Consider the following 23142-nt stretch of genomic DNA (forward strand, 5'->3'; position numbering starts at 1 on the left):
GTGGCGACAACGCCGCCCTACAAGGAGTTGGGTGCCAGCTTGGTCGGCGGTGGGAGCCAACCCTCATGCGCGTTCGCTTCCACTTTGGGAGACGCGTGGGCCGGGCTGCGCGTGTTCAAAGTGAGGCATCGGTGTCGGCTGGCCCTGCATATTTTGAACTCATGCGCCATTACGAGGCGTGTCTGAACCGCCACGGAGACTCGAATCGTGGCGTCGACTGGCCCGACTGGAAGGATGCCGAGACCCGCTACACAGTCATGCTCGACCTGCTGGCGGAAAAGCGAGAGGGTGCGTCGCTGTTGGATGTCGGCTGCGGGGCCGGGCACCTGCTGGAGCACATTCGGCGCCACGACCATCGGATCGACTACAGCGGGCTCGATATCTCGCCGGCCTTCATCGATCTCTGCCGGCGCAAATTTCCGGAGCATCGCTTCGAGTGTCTCGACCTGCTGGTGGACGACCGGCTCGGCGAGACTTTCGACTATGTCGTTATGAACGGTGTGTTCACCGAACGTGTAGGCATGACGGAAGATGAGATGTGGGATTTCTTCACCCGGATGGTCGAACGCGCATTCGATCGCTGTCGGATCGGGGCGGCATTCAACGTGATGTCGAAACATGTGGACTGGGAGCGTGAGGACCTGTTCCACGTTCCTTATGATCGCATGGCGGAATTCGTGGGGCGGTTGTCGCGGCACTATCGGTTCCGTGCCGACTACGGGCTCTACGAGTTCACGACCTACGTCTTCCGTACACCCAACGTTGTCTGAACCGAAGCACACTCGGAGTATTTCGCCCGATGGCCAGGGACCTCGTCGTACAGTTCATCTCGCATGCCTGCCTGAAGATCACGGGCGAGTTCGGCACCCTCGTGTGCGATCCCTGGATGCTCAACCACCCGGTGTTCAACATGTCGACCTGGAAGTTTCCGGCGGCGGTGGTTCCCCCGGAAGAGGTTGTCCGAGAGGTCGACTATCTGTTCATCACGCACACCCACGAGGACCATTTTCATATCCCCTCGCTCGACTACTTCTCGAGGGATGTGAACATCCTGCTGCCCAGCTATTCCAACAACGCCCGGTTGCGCGCCCATTCGTCCGAGCGGGCGCTGCGGGAGATGGGCTTCTACAACATCCGTCGGCTGGATCCTTGGCAGACCTTCCTTCTCGGCGGCAATACGCCGCTGGTCTACGTCCCGTCGGCGGATACGCGCTGGCACGACTGGGAGAACGCCGGTTTTGTGATCGAGCATCACGACTGCGTCCTCTTGAACATGAACGACAACCTCACCGACGTGCCGATGTGCCGCAGGATCGCTGCGCGCTGGCCTCGGGTCGACATCGCGTTCATCCAGTCGCTGGGCGTCACGATGTTCCCCGGCTGCTTCCGGATGAGCGAGGCAGAAATGCGTGCCGCGGCGGCGGAGCGGCAGGTCGGCATGGCCGATCAGCGGCGGATGCTGGATTGGGTCAAGCCGAAGCGTATCGTGCCGTTCGCGGGCGACTTCTGCTGGCTGGACGATGCCCATTTCCACAAGAACTGGGCCAACCGCGGGACGCCAAGGCTGTTCGAGGACATGCTGGCGCGGGAGTATGCTGACCGGGCGCCGGAGTTGATCACGATGTCGCCATCGGACACCTGGTCCCCTGGCACCGGTCACGACAAGCGGCACCCGCCGATCGACTGGGGCAACTACCTCGACGAGATCCGCCGGGTCGGCGCGGTGATGGGGCCGCGGGTCGAGGCGATCCGAGCCTACCTGCACTCGGCGCCGCGCCGGGATCTGGAAGCTCGGACGAGAACGCTGACGGAGCGGGTCGAACGCTACATCGTCCGGGACTCGATCGACTTCCGTGCACGGTTCCGGATCTCGGTCGAAGGCGAGACCTCGTTCTCGTTCTGCCTGGTCGCCAACCCCGATGACGGTTTCCGGATCGTCTGGGGCGACGACGATCCGGTCGATCAGATCCTGCACGTCTCGGAGCCGGTTTGGGCGGCGATCGTGGACGGTCGGATCCGTTGGTCCCTCCTGCAGTGGGTCGCCGAGGCGGAGCAGCCGGTTCCCTATCGCCCGGAAATGGGCCGGTTCTTCTTCTGGCTGGAATACTACGTCGAGGACCTCAACCCGCCGGCGCCCCAGATTCACCTTGGCGGCAAGATGCATCCCGACCGGCAGATCGGCGTCGATCCGAGGAAGGGCGTGTTCGAGATCGACAACGAGTGGGATCTGGCTTGGCTGAAGGGCGATTGATCCGATGGGTGTTTGCCGGCGGAAAGCCGCAGGGGATCCGCGTGCTGCAGCATGCGATCGAATGCGGCTGGCCACCGGATCTGATCGTCTGGCCGCCTGAACTGCCGGCTGCCGATTTGGCGGCGCTGAGAGGACTTGCGGACAGCGCCGAGATCCCGACCGCGTCGTCATCGACATTGGAGGAGCGGATCGAGGAACTGGCGAGGTTCGATCTGCTGCTGACCTGCCGGTTCGGCCTGCTCAAGCCGGCGGTGTTCGAGGCGCCCCGGCTCGGGGCGATCAACGTCCATTCGTCGCTGCTGCCGCTCTACCGCGGGGTCCACCCGGTGGCCTGGGCCCTTGTCCGCGGCGAGCAGATCACCGGGGTGACGGTGCACCGGATCGACGCCAATGTTGATACCGGCCCGATACTGGCCAGCATCGAGGTGCCGGTCGCTTCCGATGACGACATCTGGACCCTCACGGCCAAACTGGACGCTGCCTCGGCGGTCGCGGTCGCCGAGGTGATGGAGGAGGCGCACCGTACCGGCCGCCTGCCGCCCGGCCGCCCGCAGACCGGCGTGTCTTCGCGGGCGCCTCGCCGGCGGCCCGAAGACGGCCGTGTCGACTGGTCGAGGTCTGCGCGTGGCGTCTACGACCTTTGCCGCGCCCTGCGGCCGCCTCTACCACCACCCTTCGCATTCCTCGGGCGAGATCGGACTGTTCGGTTCCTGGATTTCCGGCCGCCGGTCGCGAGCCGTCAGGACGCTCCCGCCGGTACGGTTGTCGCAACGATCGATGGCGGCTGGTACGCGATCGCATGTGTGGACGGCGTGATCGAACTGCGGACGGACATCGAACTCGCGCCGGGGACGCTCCTGTCATGAGCGGGACGGGCGTCAGCATCGTATCCATCGACCAACCGGCCCGATGGGCGCAGATTGTGGCTGGAATCGGTGGCCCTGGCCTGGCGCCGCAATACGCCCGGGGGCTCTCGCTGTCCGGGGCATCGCCGATGCTGGTCGAGGTCCGCCATCCTGACTCCCGCATGGTGTTCTGTGCGGTCGAACGGGAGTGGGAAGGCACCGTCGATGTCGTGACGGGATATGGGCTTACGGGAGCATGGATGTCTGACCCGGACCCCGGACTGTTCGAGACCTGGCGCTGCTGCGCCGCCGCCCAGGGGTATGTTGCCGGCTATCTGCAACTGGCGCCGGGGCTCGCGGAGGCGATGCCGGATATCGAGGCTCCCGCCCACAACGAGATGTTCGTGGCGAGCCTGGGGCAGGGGGCGCCGTCGACGAGTTCCCGAAACCTGCGCGACAAGATCGACGCCGCCCTGGCCCAGGGGGCGGAATTGCGCCACGACCAGCGGGATCTCGTGTCGGCGCTGGTGGCATTGTATCCGGCGACGATGGCCCGGGTCGGTGCTCCGGCAATGTTCTCCGCCGGAACCCTCGAGACCTGGGCGACGATGCCGGGCGCCATGCTGGTCGGGGCGGCCATCGACGGGCAGATCGAAGCAGTGTCCCTGTTCCTGGTGCATGCCGGCGTTGCCGAGTATCACCTCAACGCCTCGACGGAAGCGGGACGGGGGCTGGCCGCGCTCCTCCTGGAGAACGCCTTCGCCCGATTGCCGGAACTAGGCGCGGTGACGCTCAACCTCGGTGGCGGCATCCAGCGCGATGACGGGCTGGCGGTCTTCAAGAGGCGCTTCGGGGGGCGCAGGTTCCCGTTGTGCGGAGTCCGCCAAGTCTACGACGGGCCGACCTTCGCGGCGCTGTGCGCGCGGGCCGGAGTTCCGCAGGATTTCGGGCGGTTCCCGCCGTACAGGTTCGGGCCGAGCCGAGCCGAGCGACAGGGAAGCGGGCCGTGACCTCCATCGCCGTGATGCAGCCCTACTTCATGCCGTATCTCGGCTACTATCGGCTGCTGCATCAGGCCGACGTCTTCGTGGCCTTCGACTGCGTGCAGTTTCCACGGCGGGGCTGGGTCCATCGAAACCGCCTGCACGGCGGGAACGGTGAACTCGCTTGGCTGACGCTGCCGATCCGGCCGGGGCACCGCAGCATCGCGATCGACGAGCTCGTATTCGACCACCGGGCGGAGACATGGTGGGACGCCGCGGCCCGGCGGTTCCCCGCCTTGCGGTCGCCGGGGGCCTCGGCGGCCATGTCCCTGGCCGGCGGGTTTCGGCCGGGTGACCGCGTGGCGGACTACCTCGTGGACCAGCTGACGCGAATGCGGGATCTGCTCGGTCTCCAGGCACGGGTCGTCCGGTCCCGTGACTTCGGCCTGCCGGCGGAGATGCGTGGCGAGGCGCGGATCATCGAGATCTGTCGACGCCTCGACGCGGACCGCTACCTGAACGCCCCCAACGGCAGGGAGCTCTACGACCCGACCCGGTTCGCGGCCGCTGGGATCGAGCTGTCGTTCCTCCCCGACTGGTCCGGCTCCTACGCGAGCACGCTCGAGCGGACCGCCGTTGAGCCCGTTTCGGCGCTGCAGGACGAGCTGGCAATCAATTCGGGACGTTGCGGCGCAGGTGACGTTTGACGGCGTTGGCAACCCGGTCGATGTCGTCGAGCGACAGCGTGACCGACATCGGCAGGCCGAGCGTATGCGCCGCGGCCCGGCGGGCGGCGGGTATGTCCGTCGTCTCGGCGTGCCGGAACGCCGGATGATCCGGACAGGCGGCCGGCCACCAGCGCAGCGTCTCGATGCCGGCGGCGGACATAGCCCTTTGCAGAGAATCGGCATCGGTCGCCGCCGAGGACACGACGCAGGTCGCCGAAGCGAAGGAGCCGAAGTCCGGCTGGAACTGCACGTCGCCGGACAGAGCGGCCCGATATCGCTCGGCGCGCTCGATGTATTGCTGCCGCCGCGTCGGCCATTGGTCGATCGCGGCGAGGCCAACGGCGCAGGCATACTCGCTCAGCTTGCCGTTCATACCGACCACTGATGCAAGCCGGGAGCCACGCAGCCCGAAATTGGCGAGGCCTTGGATCGCCTCGATGTGGTGGGCGTCCGTGCTGAAAATAGCACCGCCTTCGCCGATCCCCAGGGCCTTGGTCGCATGCAGGCTGATCACCGAGGGTGTCCTGCCGACCGTCAGCGAGTCGAAGGCGGCAGCGGCGTCGATGACTGCAGGAATACCGGTGCGGGACGTGAAGTCGTCCCATGCCGCAGTCGGCAGCGGTGCACCGAAGGGTGCCACCGGCATCACCGCCGCCACGCGGCCCGGCGTGCCAGCGAGCGAGCGCTCGGCAATCTCCGGCGTAAGCGCCCAGGTGTCCGGGTCAATGTCGACGAACCAGGGAGTCAGGCCGGCGGCCGCCGCCGCCATCGGTGATGCCGGAAAGGTCCATGCCGGAAGCATGCAGTAGCCGTCGGACGCACCGGAGGCTCGCAGCGACAAGGTCAGACCAATGGTGGCGTTACCCACCAGTGCCACTTGGCCTGTGGAAAGGCCCCGTTGCTCGCCGAGCCGCGCGGCAAATCGATCATAGAGTGGGCCATAGTTGGAGTACCACCGGGTCGCGTCGATCTCCGCGATGTACGGCGCAATGTCGGCTTGTGTCGGCAGCAGTGGCCGGCAGACGGGGAGAAGGCCCGATGTCATGCGGCGGACGAACGTCGGGGTGCGCCGTTGGGAGCGGCATCCGATCGACCGAATCGAAGGACTGTGGGCATGCTTCCTCGTCGACAGATCGCCGGGTGTCGAGATCGATTCCTATAGCGATATCCCGCTTCTACTGCCAGCCCGTTCCAGCCTGGGTACCATCGTCTCGGTCGAACCAGTCGCGGGGACCGGCGGCGGCATCAAGCAGCTCGTCGTACATCTCGTCCATGCGGAAGTGCCGCTCGGCGTAGGCGCGGGCAGCTTCGCTCAATTCGTCCAATTTCGTGTCTCGCGCGGCAGCTGCCTCCAGGCGCTCGTCGAGCTCGTCCAGGCTGTTGTCGAGGACAACGACACCCGCGTTCTCCAGGCGTTCAAGATTGTTGTTTGGGCTGTGCAGAACGACCGCACCGCGCCGCATCGCGTTCGGAACGCGCTCGCTGACTGAGCCGGTCATGCCGTTCGGATTGGTCGTGACCAGGCAGGCGGTCTCCTTCAGCGTATTCAGGAAGTTCGGGAAGCTCGCGACCGGTGCCAGGACGCAGTCCGGGTGGCGGGACCGTAGGGGCGGAAATTCGGTCGCGATTATCCGTGATGGGTATCGCGAGACGCGGTCAAGCACCGCCTGGCGCGCACGATGGTTGGCGAACCGCGAGAGCAGCTCCAGCGCGGTCCGTCCCGCCCGGCTCCGAAGGTCGAACTGGATGCCTAGCGTCTCGATGGTCTGTTCCATCGCCCGCCACACCGGCAGCCGTGGATTGCTCGCCAGCAGTTCCGCGGCTGCTTCGATCGATTCGAGCGGCATCGGGAACTGCCTGAAACCATGCCGCCATGCCGCGCGAAAAGTCTCCGGATCGGTATAACTGCCGACAAACAGGATCGGAATCCGCCGGCGTGACGCCCTGAGCCACGTCGCTTCGTCGCCCAGGTCGAAGTCGTGATACATCGGCCGCCCCGGGAGCAACCGGGCGCCGGAGACGTTGATGGCCTCGGCATACGGCAGCGAGTCATGGTCGTGGACGATGGCTATCTTCCGCTCGAACGCGGCTTGGTGGAACCCGAACGATCCCTCATAGAATGGGGGATTGCCGGCAAAGGTGATGAAGATCTTCCCGATCGCCCGGGCGTATTCCGGTGTGCCCTCCGCGGGCAGTGGCCAGAACGGCGCCTGACTGCGCTCCGTTATGACGAAAGCGTAGTCGTCCGACGACACCAGGGAGCGGAATTCAACGGCATTTCGTGGATCGGCGACCGTGACCTTCCGGCCGGCTTTGGCAAGCGCGCGATACGAGCAATCATAGTGAACCTCGTGGAGCCGGTGCGGATCGAGCCTGGATTCCAGTGTCGGCAGCACCAGGAGCGCGCCGCCGCTTGCTTGCTGCGGGGAATGCTCGCTCATCTGCCCGCCCGTTGCCTGGCGACCGGCGCTCATGCGGTGAAACGCACCTCGGACACGTCGATTTCGGTGCCGCCCTGTTCTGCCTTGATCCGTAGATAGGAGTGACCCGGGATGCGACGTTCGATGTCTCTGGCTTCCATCGGGGAGCCAAATCGGTCGCGGTACAGATCACGTGCGAACTCGAACAACTTCCTGTCGGCTCCCGAGCGGGCCTCGAATTCGGCGTCGAACCGGTGGTCCAGGCGCTGCTTGTTGATGGTGTACTGGAAGCTCGGATAAATAATGCCATCGACTTCCAGCATCGACGCCAGCAGTGCCATGAACTCGTCAAGCTGCTCCTGGAATCCAAATAGCTGAACATGGGTTTCGAGCTGCCGTTTGGCGTCCGAAGCTGGGTCTCCCTCGGGACCTTCGGCGCCTGTAAGCAGGTGAACCGCCCAGTTCGCCTGAACCCAGGTAAGATCTTCGACGATCATATCCGCTGGTCGCTTCTGGAGACGGGCAATCATCGCCACCAGGCTGCGCAGGCGCTGCACCGGATCGCGCAGTACGGTCATATAGCAGGTGTCGGACCGGGTTAGCCCTTCTACCGGACGGTCATGTCCCATCACGATCTGGGAGGCCGAGAGATCCGGCGATACACCGTTTTTCCTTCGAGCCTCGTTGGCAGAGGTCAGGCCGTGCATGGCGGCGTAGCCTTCCAGCACGTAGCGCAACGTGGTGCCGCCGCATTTCGGAACATGCAGGAAATGTACACGACGATCACCACGCGCGAGATCAAGCCGCGGCGCACGGTTCACCACCTTAGGCTTTCGAACAATATACATTGGCGAAATCAATCAGTTTCGGCCAGAAGTACCGGGACGGTCGCCTTCGTCAAGTGGCAAGGAATGTCACCGGCGCGAACAGGCGGTCAGGCAGTGGTGTTTCACAGCATCCCCGGCAGCGCGTGCACGTCCGCTACCACGACGTCGGCCAGCGGCGCCAGCACCGTGGCGGGCGACGTCCCCGTCAGCACCCCGACCACCCGGCCGCAGCCGGCGGCCCGTCCGGCGGCCAGGTCGGCCGGCGAGTCGCCGACCATCGCCACCTGCCCGGGGGCCAGGCCCATGGCCGCGCAGAATGCCAGGATCATGCCCGGGCCCGGCTTGGCCCCGTGTCCGGAATCGTAGCCGGCGACGAAGTCTACACGCTCGGCGAGGCCGAGCCGGGTGACCGTCGCGTGCGCCGCCTGGGCGGAGTCGTTGGTCGCGACGCCCAGCCGCAGGCCGTCGCCGCGCAGCCGGTCGAACAGCCCGGGCAGGTCGCCGACCGGCGCCAGCAGCTCCAGCGCCCGGCGCTCCCAGAACTCGTCCAGCCAGGGGATCAGTCCGTCCAGGGCCGGCAGTTCCGGGCTCAGCGCATGCCATTCGGCGGCGATCACGTCGACCGTCGCGGACGCCAGCAGCGTACCCGGCAGCACCCGGCCGGTCGCCGGGTCGAGGCCGGTGGCGTGCAGCCAGGTCGCGGCCAGCTCCGGCCGGCCGAGCTGCCCGGCCAGCGCCTCGGCGCTCTCGACATAGGCCGGCGTCCAGGTCTCCTCGAAATGAATGAGCGTGCCGTCCTTGTCGAACACGATCCCGCGGATTCCGGCAGTCATGCGTCGCGTTCCCCGGCCATTTCGCCATTCCGCCGCCGCAGCAGGCCGTCGTAGAGTTCGGCCTCGCCGACCACGCCCAGCACCGCCCCGTCGGGGCCCAGTACCGGGAACGGGCCACCGCGCTCGCGCGCCAGCGACACCAGTTCGCGCATCGGCGTGTCCGGCCCGACGGCGCGCCCGCGGTCGAGGTCCTCGCCGTCGCGCGCGGGGCGCATCAGCGAGACCGCGCACAGCACGTTCAGCGGGTTCACGTTGGCGACGAAGGCGCGGACGTAGTCGTTGGCCGGCCGGGTGACGATCTCCTCGGGCCGGCCGTACTGCACGATCCGGCCGCCCTCCATGATCGCGATGTGAGTGCCGATCTTCAGGGCCTCGTCCAGGTCGTGGCTGACGAACACGATGGTCTTCTTCAGGGCGCGCTGAAGCTCCATCAGCTCGTCCTGCAGGTGCTCGCGGATCAGCGGGTCGAGGGCCGAGAACGGCTCGTCCATCAGCAGGATGTCGGCGTCGGTGGCGAGCGCCCGGGCCAGGCCGACCCGCTGCTGCATGCCGCCGGACAGCTCGTGCGGCTTCTTGTCGGCCCACTGGTCGAGCCGGACCAGGGCCAGCTTCTCGTCCACCAGGCGGTCCCGCTCGGCCCGCGGCAGGCCGCGCAGCTCGAGGCCCAGACCGACATTCTCGCGGATCGTGCGCCACGGCATCAGCGCGAACTGCTGGAACACCATGGCGATGCGGTCGGTGCGCAGCCGGCGCAGGGTGGCGGCGTCGCAGCTCGCCACGTCGACCTGGCCGCCCCGGTCGGCGATCAGCACCCGGCCGCGGCTGACCCTGTTCAGGCCGTTCACGCAGCGCAGCAGGGACGACTTGCCGGAACCGGACAGACCCATCAGCACGCAGATCTCGCCCTCGTCGATGCACAGGGTGGCGTCGCGCACGCCGACCACTGCGCCGGTCTCCTCCAGCACCCGGTTGCGGTCGGCGCCCTGGTCGATCAGGCCGAGCGCCGCCTTCTGGGTGGCCGGGGTGCCGAACACCACGTCGACATGCTCGAAGACGATGGCGTCCATGGTCAGTGCCCGCCCACCATCTCGGTGAGCCCCCCCATCTCAGTGTCCCCCGCCGGAGGGCGGCTCGGACTGTCGCATGATCCGGTCCATCAGGATCGCCACGATCACGATGGCCAGCCCGGCCTCGAAGCCCTGGGCGATGTTCACGGTGTTGAGCGCCCGCACTACCGGCTTGCCCAGGCCGTTGGCGCCGACCAGGGCGGCGATCACCACCATCGACAGCGACAGCATGATGCACTGGGTCACGCCGGCCATGATGGTCGGCATGGCGTGCGGCAGCTCGACCTTCAGCAGCAGCTGCCGGCGGGTGGCCCCGAACGCCTCGCCGGCCTCGATCAGCGGCTTCGGCACGTTGCGCACGCCCAGCTCGGTCAGCCGGATCGGGGCGGGGATCGCGAACACCACGGTCGAGATCAGCCCCGGCACCACGCCGAGGCCGAACAGCATCAGGGTCGGGATCAGGTAGACGAAGGTCGGGATGGTCTGCATCAGGTCGAGCACCGGCCGGATCGCCGAGTAGAACCATCTGTTGTGGGCGGCGTAGATGCCGACCGGCACCCCCAGGATCACGCACACCAGGGTGGCGGAGAGCACCAGCGCCAGGGTTTCGACCGTCGCCTCCCAGTAACCGAGGTTCAGGATCAGCAGCAGGCCGGCGACCACCAGCGCCACCAGCCCGCGCGACCGGTGCAGCCACCAGGCCAGCGCCGCGATCAGCGCGATCAGCAGCACCGGCGGCACCGCCGACAGCAGCCAGATCACACCCTCGATGGCCCAGCCGAGGCCGTCCGAGAACGCCCGGAACTGGGCGTAGAAGTTGTCGGTCAGCCACTCGACGAAGGTCTTGACGCCGCGGCCGAGGGTCAGCTTGTTGTCCTCGACGAAGGCGGAGATCGGGTCCATGTCAGCCGCCACCCCCAAAGCCGTCATCCCGAACCGGGCCGCCGAAGGCGGAATGGAGCCGGGACCCACCGGCCGCCGCGATGCCGGACGTCACCGGCGCCCGTCGCACCGTTGGTCCCGGATCGGCCGCGCCAGCGCGCGTCCGTCCGGGATGACGACGGGTAGGGGGGCGGCTCCTCACTGACCGGCCCGCCTCAGAGGCCGAGTTCCTTCTTCAGCGCGGCCTTGGCGTCGCCGCCCTTGCGGGTGGTCACGCCGTCGAGCCAGGCCATCGCCAGGTCGGGATGCGCCTTCAGGTACTTCTCGGCGGCCTTCTCCGGCTTCATGCCGTCGTCCAGGATCAGGCCCATGACGGCGTTCTCCATCTCCAGCGTGAATTTCAGGTTCGCCAGGAACCTGCCGAGGTTCGGGCACTCCTTGGTCAGGCCGGCCCGCACGTTGGTGTAGACCGTGGCGCCGCCGTAGTCCGGGCCGAAGTAGTCGTCGCCGCCGGCCAGGTAGGCGAGCTCGAAGTTGGCGTTCATCGGGTGCGGCGCCCAGCCCAGGAACACGATCCATTCCTTGGCGCGCACCGCCCGGGCCACCTGGCTCAGCATGCCCTGCTCGGAGGATTCGACGACCTCCCAGCCCTTCAGGCCGAAGGCGTCCTTGTCGATCATGTCCTGGATCAGCCGGTTGCCGTCGTTGCCCGGCTCGATGCCGTACAGCTTGCCGCCGAACTTGTCCTTGTGGCCGGCGAGGTCGGCGAAGTTCTTGACCCCGGCGGCGGCGACATAGGCCGGCACCGCCAGCGTGTATTTCGCGCCCTCCAGGTTGGCCCGCAGGCTCTCGACCGAGCCGTCGTCGGTGTAGGGCTTCAGGTCGGCGGCCATCGACGGCATCCAGTTGCCGAGGAACACGTCGACGTCCTTGTTCTTCAGGCTGGCATAGGTGACCGGCACTGAGAGGATCTGGGTCTCGGGATCGTAGTCGAGCGCGTCCAGCACCACCGAGGCGGCGGCCGTCGTCGCGGTTATGTCGGTCCAGCCCACGTCCGAGAAGGTCACGTCCTCGCAGGACTCCGGGTCGGCGGCCAGGGTCGGGCCGGCGGCGAGAAGGGCGGTCGCCAGGACCGCCGCGCCGAGCGAACTGCGCATGATTGAAACCCCCTGTCTGTCGTTCTGGTTAAGGACCAGCATGCCAATTGATGCTGGAAAGGCAAGGCGGGCGTTCCCGTCAGCGTCGGATCAGGTCGCGTCCGCGACCGGTGCGGGCCTGCCAGCCGGCGCGCTCGAGTTCCGGGTCGACATGCTCCTCCTCGGGATGGCCGACGCAGAGATAGGCGGTGAAGCGCCAGTCTTCGGGCACCGCCAGGTCGCGGGCCAGCCGGTCGGGATCCAGGATCGACACCCAGCCGACCCCGATGCCGGCGGCCCGGGCGGCCAGCCACAGGGTGTGGACCGCCATCACCGTCGAGTGCTCCAGGGTCTGCGGCATGGTGCGGCGGCCGAGGCCGTGGCCCTGGGCGGTGCCGGTGTCGGTGAACACCGCCAGTTGCACCGGCGCGTGGTCCAGCCCCGCCAGCTTGAGCTTGGCGTAGAGGTGCCGGCGCTCGCCCGGCTGGGCGGCCAGGGCGTCGGCGTTGGCGGCCTCGAAGTTGGCGCGCACCGCGGTTCGGGCCGCCGGCGTCTCGACCAGCACGAACCGCCAGGGCTGGCTGTTGCCGACCGACGGCGCCAGGTCGGCGAGATCCAGCAGCCGGCCGAGCAGCGCCGGATCGAGCGGGTCGGTGCGGAACCGCCGCACGTCCCGGCGCCAGCGCAGCAGCCGCTCGAGCCCGTCGCGGAAGCCGTCGTCGAAGCGGGGCAGGGGCTCGGGGTCGGTCAATCCTGTCGTCCGTCGGTTGGTCGCCGGGAGCGGCACTGTGCCCGCATCATCGGCGAACCGGAACCGCCGGCCTTTCCCGGATGCGTCGCGGACGGTAGAACGGCCGTCATGACGACACTCGAAACCATCCCGCTGTGGATCGACGGCGGCCCGGCCGATGCCCGGTCCGGCCGCCGCTTCGCCACCGACAATCCCGCCACCGGCAAGCGGCTCGCCGAGGTGCAGGAGGCCGGCCTCGAGGACGTCGACGCCGCGGTCGCCGCGGCCAAGGCCGCGTTCCCGGCCTGGTCGCGGATGACCGGCGCCGAGCGCGGCCGGATCCTGCACAGGGCGGCGCAGATCCTGCGGTCGCGCAACGACGCGATCGCGCGGCTGGAAGTGCTGGACACCGGCAAGCCGATCAGCGAGGCGCTGGCGGTCGACGTGGCGTCCGGCGCCGACTGCCTGGAATTCTTCGCCGGCGTGGCCCCGGCGATCGCCGGCGAGCATATCGATTTGGGTGGCGGCGGCGGGGGCAGTGCCGGCGGGGGCGGCGCCTTCGCCTACACCCGGCGCGAGCCGCTGGGCGTGTGCGCCGGTATCGGCGCCTGGAACTACCCGATCCAGATCGCCTGCTGGAAGGCGGCGCCGGCGCTGGCCTGCGGCAACACCATGGTGTTCAAGCCGTCCGAGGCCACGCCGGTGACCGCGATCGAGCTGGCCAGGGCGCTGGCCGAGGCCGGCGCCCCGCCGGGGGTGTTCAACATCGTGCAGGGTGCCGCCGAGACCGGCGCGGCGCTGGTCGGGCATCCGGACGTGGCCAAGGTGTCGCTGACCGGCTCGGTGCCGACCGGCAAGCGGGCGATGGCCGCCGCCGCCGCCACCCTCAAGCACGTCACCATGGAGCTCGGCGGCAAGTCGCCGCTGCTGGTGTTCGAGGACGCCCACATCGACAACGCGGTGTCGGCGGCGCTGAACGCCAATTTCTACACCCAGGGCGAGATCTGCTCGAACGGCACCCGGGTGTTCCTGCACCGCCGGATCCGCGACGCCTTCGTCGACGCCATGATGCCGCGCATCCAGCGCATGCGGATCGGCGACCCGATGGACCCGGCGACCACCATCGGGGCATTGATCTCGCGACAGCACATGGAGAAGGTGCTGGGCTTCGTCGACAGCGGGCTGAAACAGGGGGCGAAGCTGCTGTGCGGCGGTGCCCGGGTGACCGACGGCGCCTGCGCCGACGGCTGGTTCGTGGCGCCGACGGTGTTCGAGGCGCCGGACGACTCCCTGTCCATCGTGCGCGAGGAGATCTTCGGGCCGGTGATGACCCTGCTGGTGTTCGACGACGAGGACGAGGCGGTGGCGCGCGCCAACGCCACGCCGTTCGGCCTGGCGGCCGGGCTGTTCACCCGCGACCTGGCGCGCGCCCACCGGGTGGCGGCGCGGCTGGAGGCCGGGACGGTGTGGGTCAACGACTACAACCTGACGCCGATCGAGATGCCGTTCGGCGGCGTCAAGCAGTCGGGCCTCGGCCGCGAGAACGGTCTTGCGGCGATCGAGCACTACACCCAGCGCAAGTCGGTGTTCGTGCAGCTCGGCGACGTGGCGACGGCATTCACGTAGTCGGCCGGGGCGCCCGTCGCTTCGTGGATCCCGGAGCCGCCCGCTACGCGGACTCTCCGGGATGACGAGGTAAATGACCCGACACTCCATTCCGTCATCCCGGAGAAGCCGCGTGAGCGGCTGGCTCCGGGACCCACCCGCTGCTCCGTCACCTGTCGCTGGCCTCAGCCGCCCGCCCGGGCGGCGCGCTTGCGCTTCAGTTCCTCCCACTCGGCCATGACCTGGGCCTTGCGGGCCTCGAAGGCGGCGGCGTTGCGGGCGTCGATGATCGCGCGCTGCTTGCGCAGGAACTCGGCGTTGGCGGCGCGCGCCGCCTTGATCATCCGGTACTGCTCGGCGCGCCTGACCCGGTCGCGCGACATCTCGGCGCGCCGGGTGTCGGCGGCGACCGCTTCCGGGGTGACCGGGACGGCCGAGCCGGCGGCCACGGTCACCAGGTTGGTGCGCTGGCCGTACCACAGGTCGTAGACCCGGCCCTGGTAGGCGTCGCCGCGCTGGTCGTCGCGCGAATGGTAGTAGGCGACGGCATCCTTCCAGGTGCCGACCTCGTCCTTCAGGCCGCGCAGGAAGGCGGCGGCGTAGTTGGCGTTGGTCCCGGGGTCGAACGCCTCGTTCAGGTTGTCGAAGGCGTCGGCGTGGTAGTGCAGGTTAACCTGCATGCAGCCGACGTCGATGTTCTTCACGCCGCGCGCCTGCAGCTTCATGACCTCGGCGATCGCCGCCGCCTTGCTCGGCAGGTATCGCCCGCGGCCCTCGGCCATCACCGTCCACGGCCAGGCAAAGCTTGCCCGGTGCGCCCGGTCCCAGCGCCCGGTCTCGGCCAGCGAGATCGCGCCCAGCAGGTGCGGTGCGAGCTGCTGGCTGCGCTCGGCGGCACGCGTCGCCTCGATGCACAGGGTGTGCCCCTCCAGCGTGGCCGGCGCGCTGCGGTGGGTCGGCGCCGACAGCGCCACGGTGGCGCCGACGGCCATTCCCATGGCGGTCAGGGCGATCAGCACCAGGATGCGGGTCAGAACTCGAACGGTCATGCGTCACCTCCGCCCGAAGGAGAAGCAACCGTCGTGCCAATTCCGGAAATGCGCTGCCGGTCAGTCGGCGTCGCCCCAGGGACGGCGCGGATCGAAGCCGCCGATCACCGCGATCAGCCGGCGCATGTCGGCGGCGACCCGGGCGAAGCCGGGGGTGCGCTGGAACCGCCGCTCGTTCATGTAGAGGCCGCGCTTCAGCTCGATCTGCAGCGCGTGGACGCCGGATTCCGGCCGGCCGTAATGCCGGGTCACGAAGCCGCCGGCATAGGGGGCGTTGCGGTGCACCCGGTAGCCCTGGCGCGCCATCACCCGCTCGCAGCGCTGCACCAGCACGGTCGAGCAGGAGCCGCCGTGGCAGTCGCCCAGCACCACGTCGGCGACCGGATGGGCGCGGCCGTCGGCGCCGAGGGCGAGCACGTTCGACGGCATCGAATGGGCGTCGATCAGGATGCAGTAGCCGAACCGGTCGAGGGTGGCCTCGATGGTCTCGGCGAGCGCGGCGTGGAACGGCCGCCAGCAGGTCTCGATGCGGCTCAGCGCGTCGGCGAAGCTGAGCTTGCCGCGGTACACCGGGGCGGCGTTCGAGACCACCCGCGCGATCGTGCCGAGGCCGGCGGCGATCCGGGCGTTCTGGGTGGTGACGTAGTCCGGCAGCGGGTCGTCGAACATCGCCGGGTCGAGCTCGAAGGCCTCGCGGTTGGCGTCGACGTAGACCCGCGGGAACTCGGCCTTCACCAGCGGCGCGCCCAGCTCGGGGGCCGACGCGAACAGCTCGTCGACGAAGGTGTCCTCGCTGGAGCGCAGGGTCAGCTGGTCGAGCCCGGTGCGCGACAGCAGGTCCTGGGGATAGCGCTGGCCGCTGTGCGGCGACGACACCACCACCGGCAGGGTCTGGCGCGGCGGCCGGAGCACCGTCACCGGCATGTCGAAGGCCGGGGTGGCGACCGCCGGGGTCCCGACGGCCGGGTTGGACGCAGGCGATCGGGTGGCCGACGGGGTCCCGCGGCCGGTCCAGGGGGCGGGCGGCGGCGGCACGGACGGCCCCGGGTCGTGGAGGCCGCCGGCGGTCTCTCGCCCAGGGTCGAGAACCTCGTCCATGGCTTCTGACTTAGAGCAATCCCGCCGCCCTGTCACCGGTTCCCGTCGCGCTCCCGGCGCACCCCGGACCGGTGCCGGCGCCGGGTGGATTTTCCGCGCGGGGCGGAGCGACACGGGCTTGCATTGCGCCGCGGAGGGCATTATGAGGAGCGTCCTTGCGGCGCCGCATTCCCCTCCGGGGGCTTCCCGATCGGCGCCGTCGGCGGGCGCGTAGCTCAGCGGGAGAGCACTACGTTGACATCGTAGGGGTCACAGGTTCAATCCCTGTCGCGCCCACCATTCAAATCCGACAGTCAGCCACCGGCGGCTTGCCGGTCGAGCCGGGACGGCAGCTTCAGGGCGCCGTGCCGTCGCCCTTCGGCGCGCACAGCAGGGCGGCGGCACCGGTCAGCGGCAGCACGGCGGCCAGCGCGAAGGCGACCTGGTAGGAGTCGGTCGCGGTCACCACCGCGCCGAACGCGATCGGGCCGGCCACGTAGCCGATGAAGGTCAGGAAGGTCGAGCCGGCGGTCGCCTGGCCGACCAGGCCGTCGGGCGCGCGCGCCGCGATCTCGCCGAGATATACCCCGTTCCAGCTCGCCGAGGCGAAGCCGGAGCAGCCGGCCAGCACCACGATCAGCCAGGTCGGCCAGGCCTCGGTCACGCCGGCGACGACCCCGGTCACCAGCGCCGAGGCGACCGCCAGCACCAGCAGGGTGGCGCGCGCCGAGCCGACGCTGTCGGCGATCCAGCCGACCGCGACCCGCGCCACCACGCCGACCACCTGCATGACCGCGAAGGCGAGCCCGGCCAGCGCCAGCGACAGGCCGAGGCCGGTCGCCAGGAAGGTGACGAAGAACGCGAACAGGCAGCCCTGGGCGATCGCGAAGCAGAACCCGGCATAGGTGGTGGCGAGCAGGACGCGGCTGGCGGCCACGGCGGCGAACGGCCGCGCCAGGCTGCGCGGGCGCAACGCGTTCGACAGCCGCAGCGGATGATGCCGGTCGCGGTCGGCGTCGATCGCCGGGCGGACCGGCTGCACCAGCGCGACCGAGGCGAGGGCCGCGGCGGCGGCCGCGACGCAGGCGGTTCGCCAGTCGCCGACCAGCAGCAGCACCGGGACGAACACGCCGGCGATCGCCCCGCCCAGCGGCACGCCCGACTGCTTGATCGAGAACACCAGGGAGCGGCGGTCGGCCGGCGCGTGGCGGTTCAGCATGTCGCTGCCGGCGGGCGGCGACGGGCCGTAGCCGACGCCGATCAGGAAGGCTGCGAGCACCAGCGCCTCCCAGCTTCCGGCCAGGGCGGCGAGCAGGCCGACGGTGCCGATCACCCCGCCCAGCTGCAGGGTCCGCACCGGGCCGAGGCGGGGCAGCAGGTCGCCGCCGACCACGAGATACGCCATGGTCCCGAACGACCCGACCGCCGCCAGGATGCCGATGTCCTGCGGCGCCACCCCGGCGGCGTCGGTCAGCACCGGTCCCATCACCGGGAACAGCCGGGTCAGGAAGGCGCTGGACGTCTGCATCAGCAGGGCGGCGCCCAGCGCGGTCATCCAGAGCGGCAGGCGTCTCATGGGGTCACCCGCCGCCACGACAGTCCGGCGCCGTCCGGAAGGGGATCTGCATGGCCCTGTCCTACAGCAGCGCGGCGAGCTGCGGATAGCGTCCGACCACCTGGGCGTAGCCGTCGCGCACCTCCGAGCCGTCGCCGCGCCGTCGCTCCGGCGGCAGGGCGTCGACCGCCTCGAAGATCCGGTGCTTGACGAAGAACCGCCAATGCACCGGCAGCCCGGCCAGCAGCTCGGTGAGGGCGGCGTAGTTGCCGGCGGTCCACACCGCCTCATAGGCCGTGCGCTCGGGCCCGAAGTCGAAGAACCCGCCTTCGGCCCGACCGGCCGCCAGCCTGGCGCGCAGCACCGCGGTCGCGGCCGCTTCGACCGTCCCGCCGGCGATGACGACACCGTAGTCGCGCTCCGCCGAGCCCGCCGACACCATGTGCCGCTTCACGTCGGTCAGCACCGCCTCGGGGTCGCGCTCCAGCGGGTCGCCCCAGCCGCCGGCGCCGCCGGAGCCGATATGGACCACGTCGCCGGGTCCGATCTTCAGGATGTCGGTGTTGCCGAGATTCTCCTCGCGGTCGGTACCGGGGTTCAGCAGGAAGCGCGACTGCGATCCCGCCCGGCCGCCCAGCATGCCCCAGGAAGTGAAGCGGCTGCGGTCGCGGTTGCGCGCGGTGATCCGGGTGTTCGGCGCCTGGGCCTCGAACCGCAGCTCGGTGGCCATGCCGCCGCGATGCTTGCCGGGGCCGCCGGAATCCCGGGCCAGCCCGTAGCGCAGGATCTTGATCGGCACCTCGGCCTCGTTGATCTCGACCGGGGTGTTCTTCAGGAAGGACGAGTTGGCGCCCGACCCCTCGGTGCCGTCCTCGCGCGGGTTGCCGCCGGCGCCGCCGGTGATCGGGTCGATCGAGGCGACCACCCGGCGGCCGGTCCGGTTGTCGATGGTGTTGACGTTCATGATCGGCCCGCCGCTTGCCGGGCCGGCCGGCAGCCGGTCCTGCGCCGCCTGGCTGAACGCGCCGATGATCACGCCCTGCAGGCGCTGGACCGACAGGGTGCGCAGCCCGACCGCCGCCGGGAACCGCGGGTTCACGATTGTGCCGTCCGGCATGATGCAGGTGCATACCCGGCACACCCCGGAGTTCAGGAACAGCCGCGGGTTCAGCGAATACAGCACGTAGACCAGGCCGACCATCATCAGGGCGTGGCGTTCGGCGCCGCCGGTCGGCATGTTCACCGAGCCCTCGATCTGCGGGTCGCTGCCGGTGAAGTCGAAGGTGCAGCCGTCGCCGTGGATGTCGAGGGTGAGCGCGATCCGGCACGGGTAGCCGCCGGCCACGTCCTCGTCCAGGTAGTCGGCGAAGAAATAGCGGCCGTCCGGCAACTCGCGCACGATGTCGCGGGCCTGCGCCTCGGCATAGTCCAGCAGCCCCGCGATCCCCTCCCGGAAGGTCTCGACGCCGAATTTCGCGATCATCTCGTGGACCCGGCGCTCGCCGGTGTTCACCGAGGCGATCTGGGCCTTCAGGTCGCCCCAGTTCTGCTCGGGCATGCGGACGTTGGCGAGGAGGACATTCAGGATCTCCTGGTTGATCTCGCCCCGGCGGACGATCTTGGTCGGCGGGATCCGGATGCCCTCCTGGTGCACCTCGGACAGGGTGCGCGACAGGCTGGCCGGCACCGCGCCGCCGACGTCGGTGTTGTGGATGTGGCCGACCACGAAGCAGACGATCTCGCCGTCGTGGAACACCGGCTTCCAGATGTGCATGTCGGGCGAGTGGGTGCAGACGTACCCGCTGTACGGGTCGTTCGTCATCCCGATGTCGCCCTCGTCGTAGTGGTCGATCGCCTTGATGACGTTCCCGTAGTTCAGGCCGACGAACCAGGTCGCGCCGAGCTCGGTCGGGGTGGCGAAGGTCAGCCCCTCCGGCGTCGTCAGGCCGGTGGTGAAGTCCTCGGTCTCCTTCACGAAGGTCGAGTGCGCGGTGCGGTACAGGGTGAAGGCCATGCTCTCGGCGGCGGCCCGGCAGTGGTTCTTCAGGATCTCCAGGGTGACGGGATCGATCGCCATGGCTCAGCCCTCCGCCGTCAGGATCAGGTTGCCGTAGGAATCGACCTCGGCGACGAAGCCGCCGAGCACGCAGGTGGTGCAGTCGTCCTGCAGGACCACCGCCGGCCCGGCAAAGCGTTGCCCGGCCCGCAGCTCGGCGCGGCGGTACAGGGCGGCCTCGTGGTGCCGCCCGTCGTAGTAGACCGGCATCCGGTCGAGCGGCTCGGGCGGCTCGGCCGCGGCCTCGATCTCGGCGACCTGCGGCTTCGGCGACGAGCCGGCCACCACCAGCCGCTGGTTGATCACCTGGATCGGGGCCTCGGGGTCGGCGTGCTCGTAGAGCTGCTCGTGTGCGCGGTGGAACGCCTCGGCCATGGCCGCGACGTCGCCGGTCTCGATCCAGTCGTGCTCCAGCAGCGTCTCGATCTCGAAGGACTGGCCACGGTAGCGCATGTCGGCGGAGTAGATGTAGCGGGCCTCGCCAGTGAAGCCCTGCTGCTCGCGCAGCCAGTGGGTGGCGCGCCCGGCCAACTCGCGGAAGGTCTCGCGCAGCGCCGCGGCGGCGGCCGGCTCCAGGTCGGCGAACACGGTCCTGATGAAGTCGTTCTTCACGTCGGCGATCAGGCCGCCGAAGGCGCTGAGCACGCCCGGCGTCAGCGGCACGACCAGCCGCTTCATGCCGAGTTCGCGGGCCAGGAAGCAGGCGGTCATCGGGCCGGCGCCGCCGAACGCCAGCAGCGAGAAGTCGCGGGGGTCGACGCCGTAGCGCGACACCAGCTTGCTGATCTCCAGATACATGCCGGAGATCGCGATCCTGATGATCGACTCGGCGGTCTCGCGAACGCTCTTGCCGAGCGGCCCGGCGACCGTGGCGATCGCCTTCTCGGCCAGCGACGCGTCCATCCGCACCGCGCTGTAGCCGAGCTCGGCGGCGCCGAGGAAGCCGCAGACCACGAAGGCGTCGGTGATGGTCGGCCGCTCGCCGCCGCGGCCGTAGCAGGCCGGGCCCGGCACCGAGCCGGCGCTCTCCGGCCCGACCTTCAGCACCCCCAGCCGGTCGACCCAGGCGATCGAGCCGCCGCCCTCGCCGATCGAGGTGACCGAGACGGTCGGGACGTAGATCGGGAACTCGCCGATCATCTCGCCGACGCCGTATTGCGGCTCGCCATCCATGATGACGGCGACGTCGGCGCTGGTGCCGCCGACGTCGAAGCTCATGGTATTGCGCGAGCCGGTCAGGCGGGCGACGTGGCTGGCCCCGATCACCCCGGACGCGGTGCCGGACAGCAGCATCTGCACGCATTCGGTCTTGCCGAGCTCGGCGCTCATCACCCCGCCGTTCGACTTGGTGATCATCGGCTCGGCCGGCACCCCGGCTTCCGCCAGGGCCTTCTGCAGGGAGTCCAGGTAGCGGGCGACCCGCGGCTGGACATAGCCGGCCACCACCGAGGTGACCGTCCGCTCGTACTCGCGGATCACCGGCCAGACCCGGCTCGAGCAGATCACCGCGAGGTCGGGCGCCTCGCGGTTCAGGATCTCGCGGACCCGGTCTTCGTTGCCGGGCGTGCGATAGGCGTGCAGCAGGGCGACCACGACCGCCTCGCCGCCGGCCGCCCGGATGCCGTCGAGAGCCCGCAGGACGCTGGCCTCGTCGACCTCGCGCTCGACGGTGCCGTCGGCCAGCACCCGCTCGGCCACGCCGAACACCTTCTCGCGCGGGACCAGCGGGGCCGGCCGCCGGGAGAACAGGTCGTAGGGGTCCGGCATCTTAAGGCGCGCCACCTCGAGCACGTCCTCGAACTCGGCGGTGGTGATCAGGCAGAGGTTGACACCGCGGCGCTGGATGACGGTGTTCACGCCGACCGTGGTGCCGTGGGTGAAATACGACACCGCCCCGGCCGAGACGCCGTATCGGCGCTGCAGCTCGGCCAGGCCGTCGAGCATCTCGGCGCCCGGCCGATCGGGCGTCGACAGCACCTTGAGGGTCTGCAGTTCGCGGGTCCGCTCGTCGAAGACGCAGAAATCGGTGAACGTGCCGCCGATGTCGACGCCGATCCGATAGCCCATGTTCAACCCTCTCTGCGCCGGGCGGCGCCGGCCTGGTTAAGCGACCCGATCTGTTCGGCGATGCTGGCTTGAACGGCTCCGAACCCACCCGGCGAGGACCGCCGGACCACCGTCCCCTCAGGCGTTGTCCTTGCAGTACCGAGCCACGTCGGCATGGGTCGCGAACCACACGCCGGAATGCGAGCGGATGTAGCGGATCAGCTCGTCGAGGATGCGGATCCGCGAGCGGTGGCCGCTGATGTGCGGGTGCATGGTCAGCAGGAACAGGCCGCCCTCCTCATGGGCGCCGTCGAACTCCGCCTTGAAGATCTCCAGCACCGCGGACGGCGGGGTGTAGGGGCGCAGGGCCGAGAACCGGTCCATGTTGAAATACACCGCGTCGTCGCGGATCCATTCGACCGGCAATTCCACGACGCCGGTCGGCTCGCCGTCCTCCAGCAGCTCGTAGGGCTCGTCGTCGGCCATCAGCGACGAGTCGTAGAGCAGCCCCATCTCCCGGGTGATCGCCAGGGTGTGCTGGCTGAAGTCCCAGGACGGCGTGCGGATCCCGACCGGGCGGGTGCCGGTGATCTTCTCCAGCGTGTCGGCGGCCCGCATCTGAAGCTCGCGCTCGTCGGCCGGCGGCAGGCTGCTGTTCAGCTCGTGGATCCAGCTGTGGATGCCGATCTCGTGGCCCTCGCCGACCAGGGCCCGCTGCTCGTCCGGATGCAGCATGGCGACCACGGCCGGGACGAAGAAGGTCGCCGGGACGCCGTAGCGCGAGAGGATCGCGCGGATCCGCGGGATCGCGGCCCGTGCGCCGTACTGTCCCTGGGACAGCTTGCCGGGCGAAGTGTCCCCCCAGCGCAGCGTGCTGGTCTCGTGGTCGGAGTCGAAGGAGATCGCCACCGCGACCCGGTTGCCGTCCTTCCAATGCTTCGGCTTCAGGGAGCGACCGGCACGCACCTTGTCGACGACCCGCCGCCAGCGCGCCTCTTCCCACTGCCACGGATGGTCTTCGGAGGCGGACTCGGGGGTCGACATCGGGCGCG

Annotated in this window: 20 protein-coding genes and 1 tRNA gene; 7 read left to right on the forward strand and 14 right to left on the reverse strand. The window is 69.3% G+C overall.

Annotated elements, in window-relative coordinates:
* The first annotated feature begins 65 nt into the window (after nt 1-65).
* The 5 genes from RIC31_RS10270 to RIC31_RS10290 are packed head-to-tail and all read left to right on the forward strand — an operon-like array spanning nt 66 to nt 4786.
* Nucleotides 66-770, forward strand: a complete 705-nt coding sequence (locus RIC31_RS10270) for a class I SAM-dependent methyltransferase (RefSeq protein WP_350106171.1) — start codon at nt 66-68, stop codon at nt 768-770.
* A 29-nt stretch (nt 771-799) separates the two neighbouring features.
* On the forward strand, nt 800-2251 hold the full coding sequence (locus tag RIC31_RS10275) for an MBL fold metallo-hydrolase (protein ID WP_350106174.1): 1452 nt from the start codon (nt 800-802) through the stop codon (nt 2249-2251).
* Nucleotides 2233-3117, forward strand: a complete 885-nt coding sequence (locus RIC31_RS10280) for a methionyl-tRNA formyltransferase (RefSeq protein WP_350106177.1) — start codon at nt 2233-2235, stop codon at nt 3115-3117. Before RIC31_RS10275 ends, RIC31_RS10280 begins: the two co-directional genes overlap by 19 nt.
* Nucleotides 3114-4106, forward strand: coding sequence for a GNAT family N-acetyltransferase (locus RIC31_RS10285; protein ID WP_350106180.1), 993 nt, complete (start codon nt 3114-3116; stop codon nt 4104-4106). Before RIC31_RS10280 ends, RIC31_RS10285 begins: the two co-directional genes overlap by 4 nt.
* Entirely contained in the window at nt 4103-4786 is a 684-nt protein-coding gene (locus RIC31_RS10290; protein ID WP_350106182.1) for a WbqC family protein, read from the forward strand. Before RIC31_RS10285 ends, RIC31_RS10290 begins: the two co-directional genes overlap by 4 nt.
* Here the strand turns inward: RIC31_RS10290 and RIC31_RS10295 are convergent.
* The 8 genes from RIC31_RS10295 to bluB all read right to left on the reverse strand — a co-directional run bounded on the left by RIC31_RS10295 (nt 4752) and on the right by bluB (nt 12723).
* The gene (locus RIC31_RS10295; protein WP_350106185.1) at nt 4752-5852 is read right to left on the reverse strand and encodes a DegT/DnrJ/EryC1/StrS family aminotransferase; all 1101 of its coding nucleotides are present in this window, start codon (nt 5850-5852) and stop codon (nt 4752-4754) included. The genes RIC31_RS10290 and RIC31_RS10295 overlap by 35 nt on opposite strands.
* A 130-nt stretch (nt 5853-5982) precedes the next feature.
* On the reverse strand, nt 5983-7248 hold the full coding sequence (locus tag RIC31_RS10300; RefSeq protein ID WP_350106188.1) for a glycosyltransferase: 1266 nt from the start codon (nt 7246-7248) through the stop codon (nt 5983-5985).
* 29 nt (nt 7249-7277) lie between these two features.
* A complete protein-coding gene (locus RIC31_RS10305; protein ID WP_350106190.1) occupies nt 7278-8051 on the reverse strand; it encodes a sulfotransferase family protein in 774 nt (257 codons plus the stop codon).
* A gap of 125 nt (nt 8052-8176) precedes the next feature.
* Nucleotides 8177-8887: an HAD family hydrolase gene (locus RIC31_RS10310; RefSeq protein WP_350106193.1), complete on the reverse strand. Its 711-nt coding sequence runs from the start codon at nt 8885-8887 to the stop codon at nt 8177-8179.
* Nucleotides 8884-9954, reverse strand: coding sequence for a choline ABC transporter ATP-binding protein (choV, locus tag RIC31_RS10315; RefSeq protein WP_350106196.1), 1071 nt, complete (start codon nt 9952-9954; stop codon nt 8884-8886). Before choV ends, RIC31_RS10310 begins: the two co-directional genes overlap by 4 nt.
* A gap of 39 nt (nt 9955-9993) precedes the next feature.
* Nucleotides 9994-10857, reverse strand: a complete 864-nt coding sequence (gene choW / locus RIC31_RS10320; protein ID WP_350106199.1) for a choline ABC transporter permease subunit — start codon at nt 10855-10857, stop codon at nt 9994-9996.
* A gap of 194 nt (nt 10858-11051) precedes the next feature.
* Nucleotides 11052-11993: a choline ABC transporter substrate-binding protein gene (locus RIC31_RS10325; RefSeq protein WP_350106202.1), complete on the reverse strand. Its 942-nt coding sequence runs from the start codon at nt 11991-11993 to the stop codon at nt 11052-11054.
* A gap of 79 nt (nt 11994-12072) precedes the next feature.
* Nucleotides 12073-12723, reverse strand: a complete 651-nt coding sequence (gene bluB / locus RIC31_RS10330; RefSeq protein WP_350106205.1) for a 5,6-dimethylbenzimidazole synthase — start codon at nt 12721-12723, stop codon at nt 12073-12075.
* Nucleotides 12724-12831: 108 nt separating this feature from the next.
* Here bluB and betB point away from each other — a divergent pair, with 108 nt between their 5' ends.
* On the forward strand, nt 12832-14328 hold the full coding sequence (gene betB / locus RIC31_RS10335; protein ID WP_350106208.1) for a betaine-aldehyde dehydrogenase: 1497 nt from the start codon (nt 12832-12834) through the stop codon (nt 14326-14328).
* A gap of 164 nt (nt 14329-14492) precedes the next feature.
* On the opposite strand, the gene RIC31_RS10340 is transcribed toward betB, so the two are convergent.
* Together RIC31_RS10340 and RIC31_RS10345 are read right to left on the reverse strand one after the other, a co-directional pair.
* A complete protein-coding gene (locus RIC31_RS10340) occupies nt 14493-15356 on the reverse strand; it encodes a lysozyme family protein (RefSeq protein WP_350106211.1) in 864 nt (287 codons plus the stop codon).
* Nucleotides 15357-15416: 60 nt separating this feature from the next.
* Nucleotides 15417-16391: an N-formylglutamate amidohydrolase gene (locus RIC31_RS10345; protein ID WP_350106214.1), complete on the reverse strand. Its 975-nt coding sequence runs from the start codon at nt 16389-16391 to the stop codon at nt 15417-15419.
* Nucleotides 16392-16658: 267 nt separating this feature from the next.
* Here RIC31_RS10345 and RIC31_RS10350 point away from each other — a divergent pair.
* Nucleotides 16659-16733, forward strand: a tRNA-Val gene (locus RIC31_RS10350).
* A gap of 55 nt (nt 16734-16788) precedes the next feature.
* On the opposite strand, the gene RIC31_RS10355 is transcribed toward RIC31_RS10350, so the two are convergent.
* The 4 genes from RIC31_RS10355 to RIC31_RS10370 form a co-directional block, all read right to left on the reverse strand.
* A complete protein-coding gene (locus RIC31_RS10355) occupies nt 16789-18009 on the reverse strand; it encodes an MFS transporter (protein ID WP_350106217.1) in 1221 nt (406 codons plus the stop codon).
* A gap of 61 nt (nt 18010-18070) precedes the next feature.
* A complete protein-coding gene (locus RIC31_RS10360; protein ID WP_350106219.1) occupies nt 18071-20065 on the reverse strand; it encodes a hydantoinase B/oxoprolinase family protein in 1995 nt (664 codons plus the stop codon).
* 3 nt (nt 20066-20068) lie between these two features.
* Nucleotides 20069-22111, reverse strand: coding sequence for a hydantoinase/oxoprolinase family protein (locus tag RIC31_RS10365; RefSeq protein WP_350106222.1), 2043 nt, complete (start codon nt 22109-22111; stop codon nt 20069-20071).
* 117 nt (nt 22112-22228) lie between these two features.
* A complete protein-coding gene (locus RIC31_RS10370) occupies nt 22229-23134 on the reverse strand; it encodes a polysaccharide deacetylase family protein (RefSeq protein WP_350106225.1) in 906 nt (301 codons plus the stop codon).
* Between the last annotated feature and the right edge of the window lie 8 nt (nt 23135-23142).

The sequence above is a fragment of the Thalassobaculum sp. genome, assembly GCF_040219615.1.
Lineage (GTDB): Bacteria > Pseudomonadota > Alphaproteobacteria > Thalassobaculales > Thalassobaculaceae > Thalassobaculum_A.

Coding starts and splice junctions, on each gene's coding strand:
- RIC31_RS10270 (WP_350106171.1), top strand. CDS start 66: ATGCGCGTTCGCTTCCACTTTGGGAGACGCGTGGGCCGGGCTGCGCGT.
- choW (WP_350106199.1), bottom strand. CDS start 10,857: ATGGACCCGATCTCCGCCTTCGTCGAGGACAACAAGCTGACCCTCGGC.
- RIC31_RS10285 (WP_350106180.1), top strand. CDS start 3,114: ATGAGCGGGACGGGCGTCAGCATCGTATCCATCGACCAACCGGCCCGA.
- RIC31_RS10275 (WP_350106174.1), top strand. CDS start 800: ATGGCCAGGGACCTCGTCGTACAGTTCATCTCGCATGCCTGCCTGAAG.
- RIC31_RS10365 (WP_350106222.1), bottom strand. CDS start 22,111: ATGGGCTATCGGATCGGCGTCGACATCGGCGGCACGTTCACCGATTTC.
- RIC31_RS10300 (WP_350106188.1), bottom strand. CDS start 7,248: ATGAGCGAGCATTCCCCGCAGCAAGCAAGCGGCGGCGCGCTCCTGGTG.
- RIC31_RS10310 (WP_350106193.1), bottom strand. CDS start 8,887: ATGACTGCCGGAATCCGCGGGATCGTGTTCGACAAGGACGGCACGCTC.
- RIC31_RS10355 (WP_350106217.1), bottom strand. CDS start 18,009: ATGAGACGCCTGCCGCTCTGGATGACCGCGCTGGGCGCCGCCCTGCTG.
- RIC31_RS10360 (WP_350106219.1), bottom strand. CDS start 20,065: ATGGCGATCGATCCCGTCACCCTGGAGATCCTGAAGAACCACTGCCGG.
- RIC31_RS10295 (WP_350106185.1), bottom strand. CDS start 5,852: ATGACATCGGGCCTTCTCCCCGTCTGCCGGCCACTGCTGCCGACACAA.
- RIC31_RS10325 (WP_350106202.1), bottom strand. CDS start 11,993: ATGCGCAGTTCGCTCGGCGCGGCGGTCCTGGCGACCGCCCTTCTCGCC.
- RIC31_RS10340 (WP_350106211.1), bottom strand. CDS start 15,356: ATGACCGTTCGAGTTCTGACCCGCATCCTGGTGCTGATCGCCCTGACC.
- choV (WP_350106196.1), bottom strand. CDS start 9,954: ATGGACGCCATCGTCTTCGAGCATGTCGACGTGGTGTTCGGCACCCCG.
- RIC31_RS10370 (WP_350106225.1), bottom strand. CDS start 23,134: ATGTCGACCCCCGAGTCCGCCTCCGAAGACCATCCGTGGCAGTGGGAA.
- betB (WP_350106208.1), top strand. CDS start 12,832: ATGACGACACTCGAAACCATCCCGCTGTGGATCGACGGCGGCCCGGCC.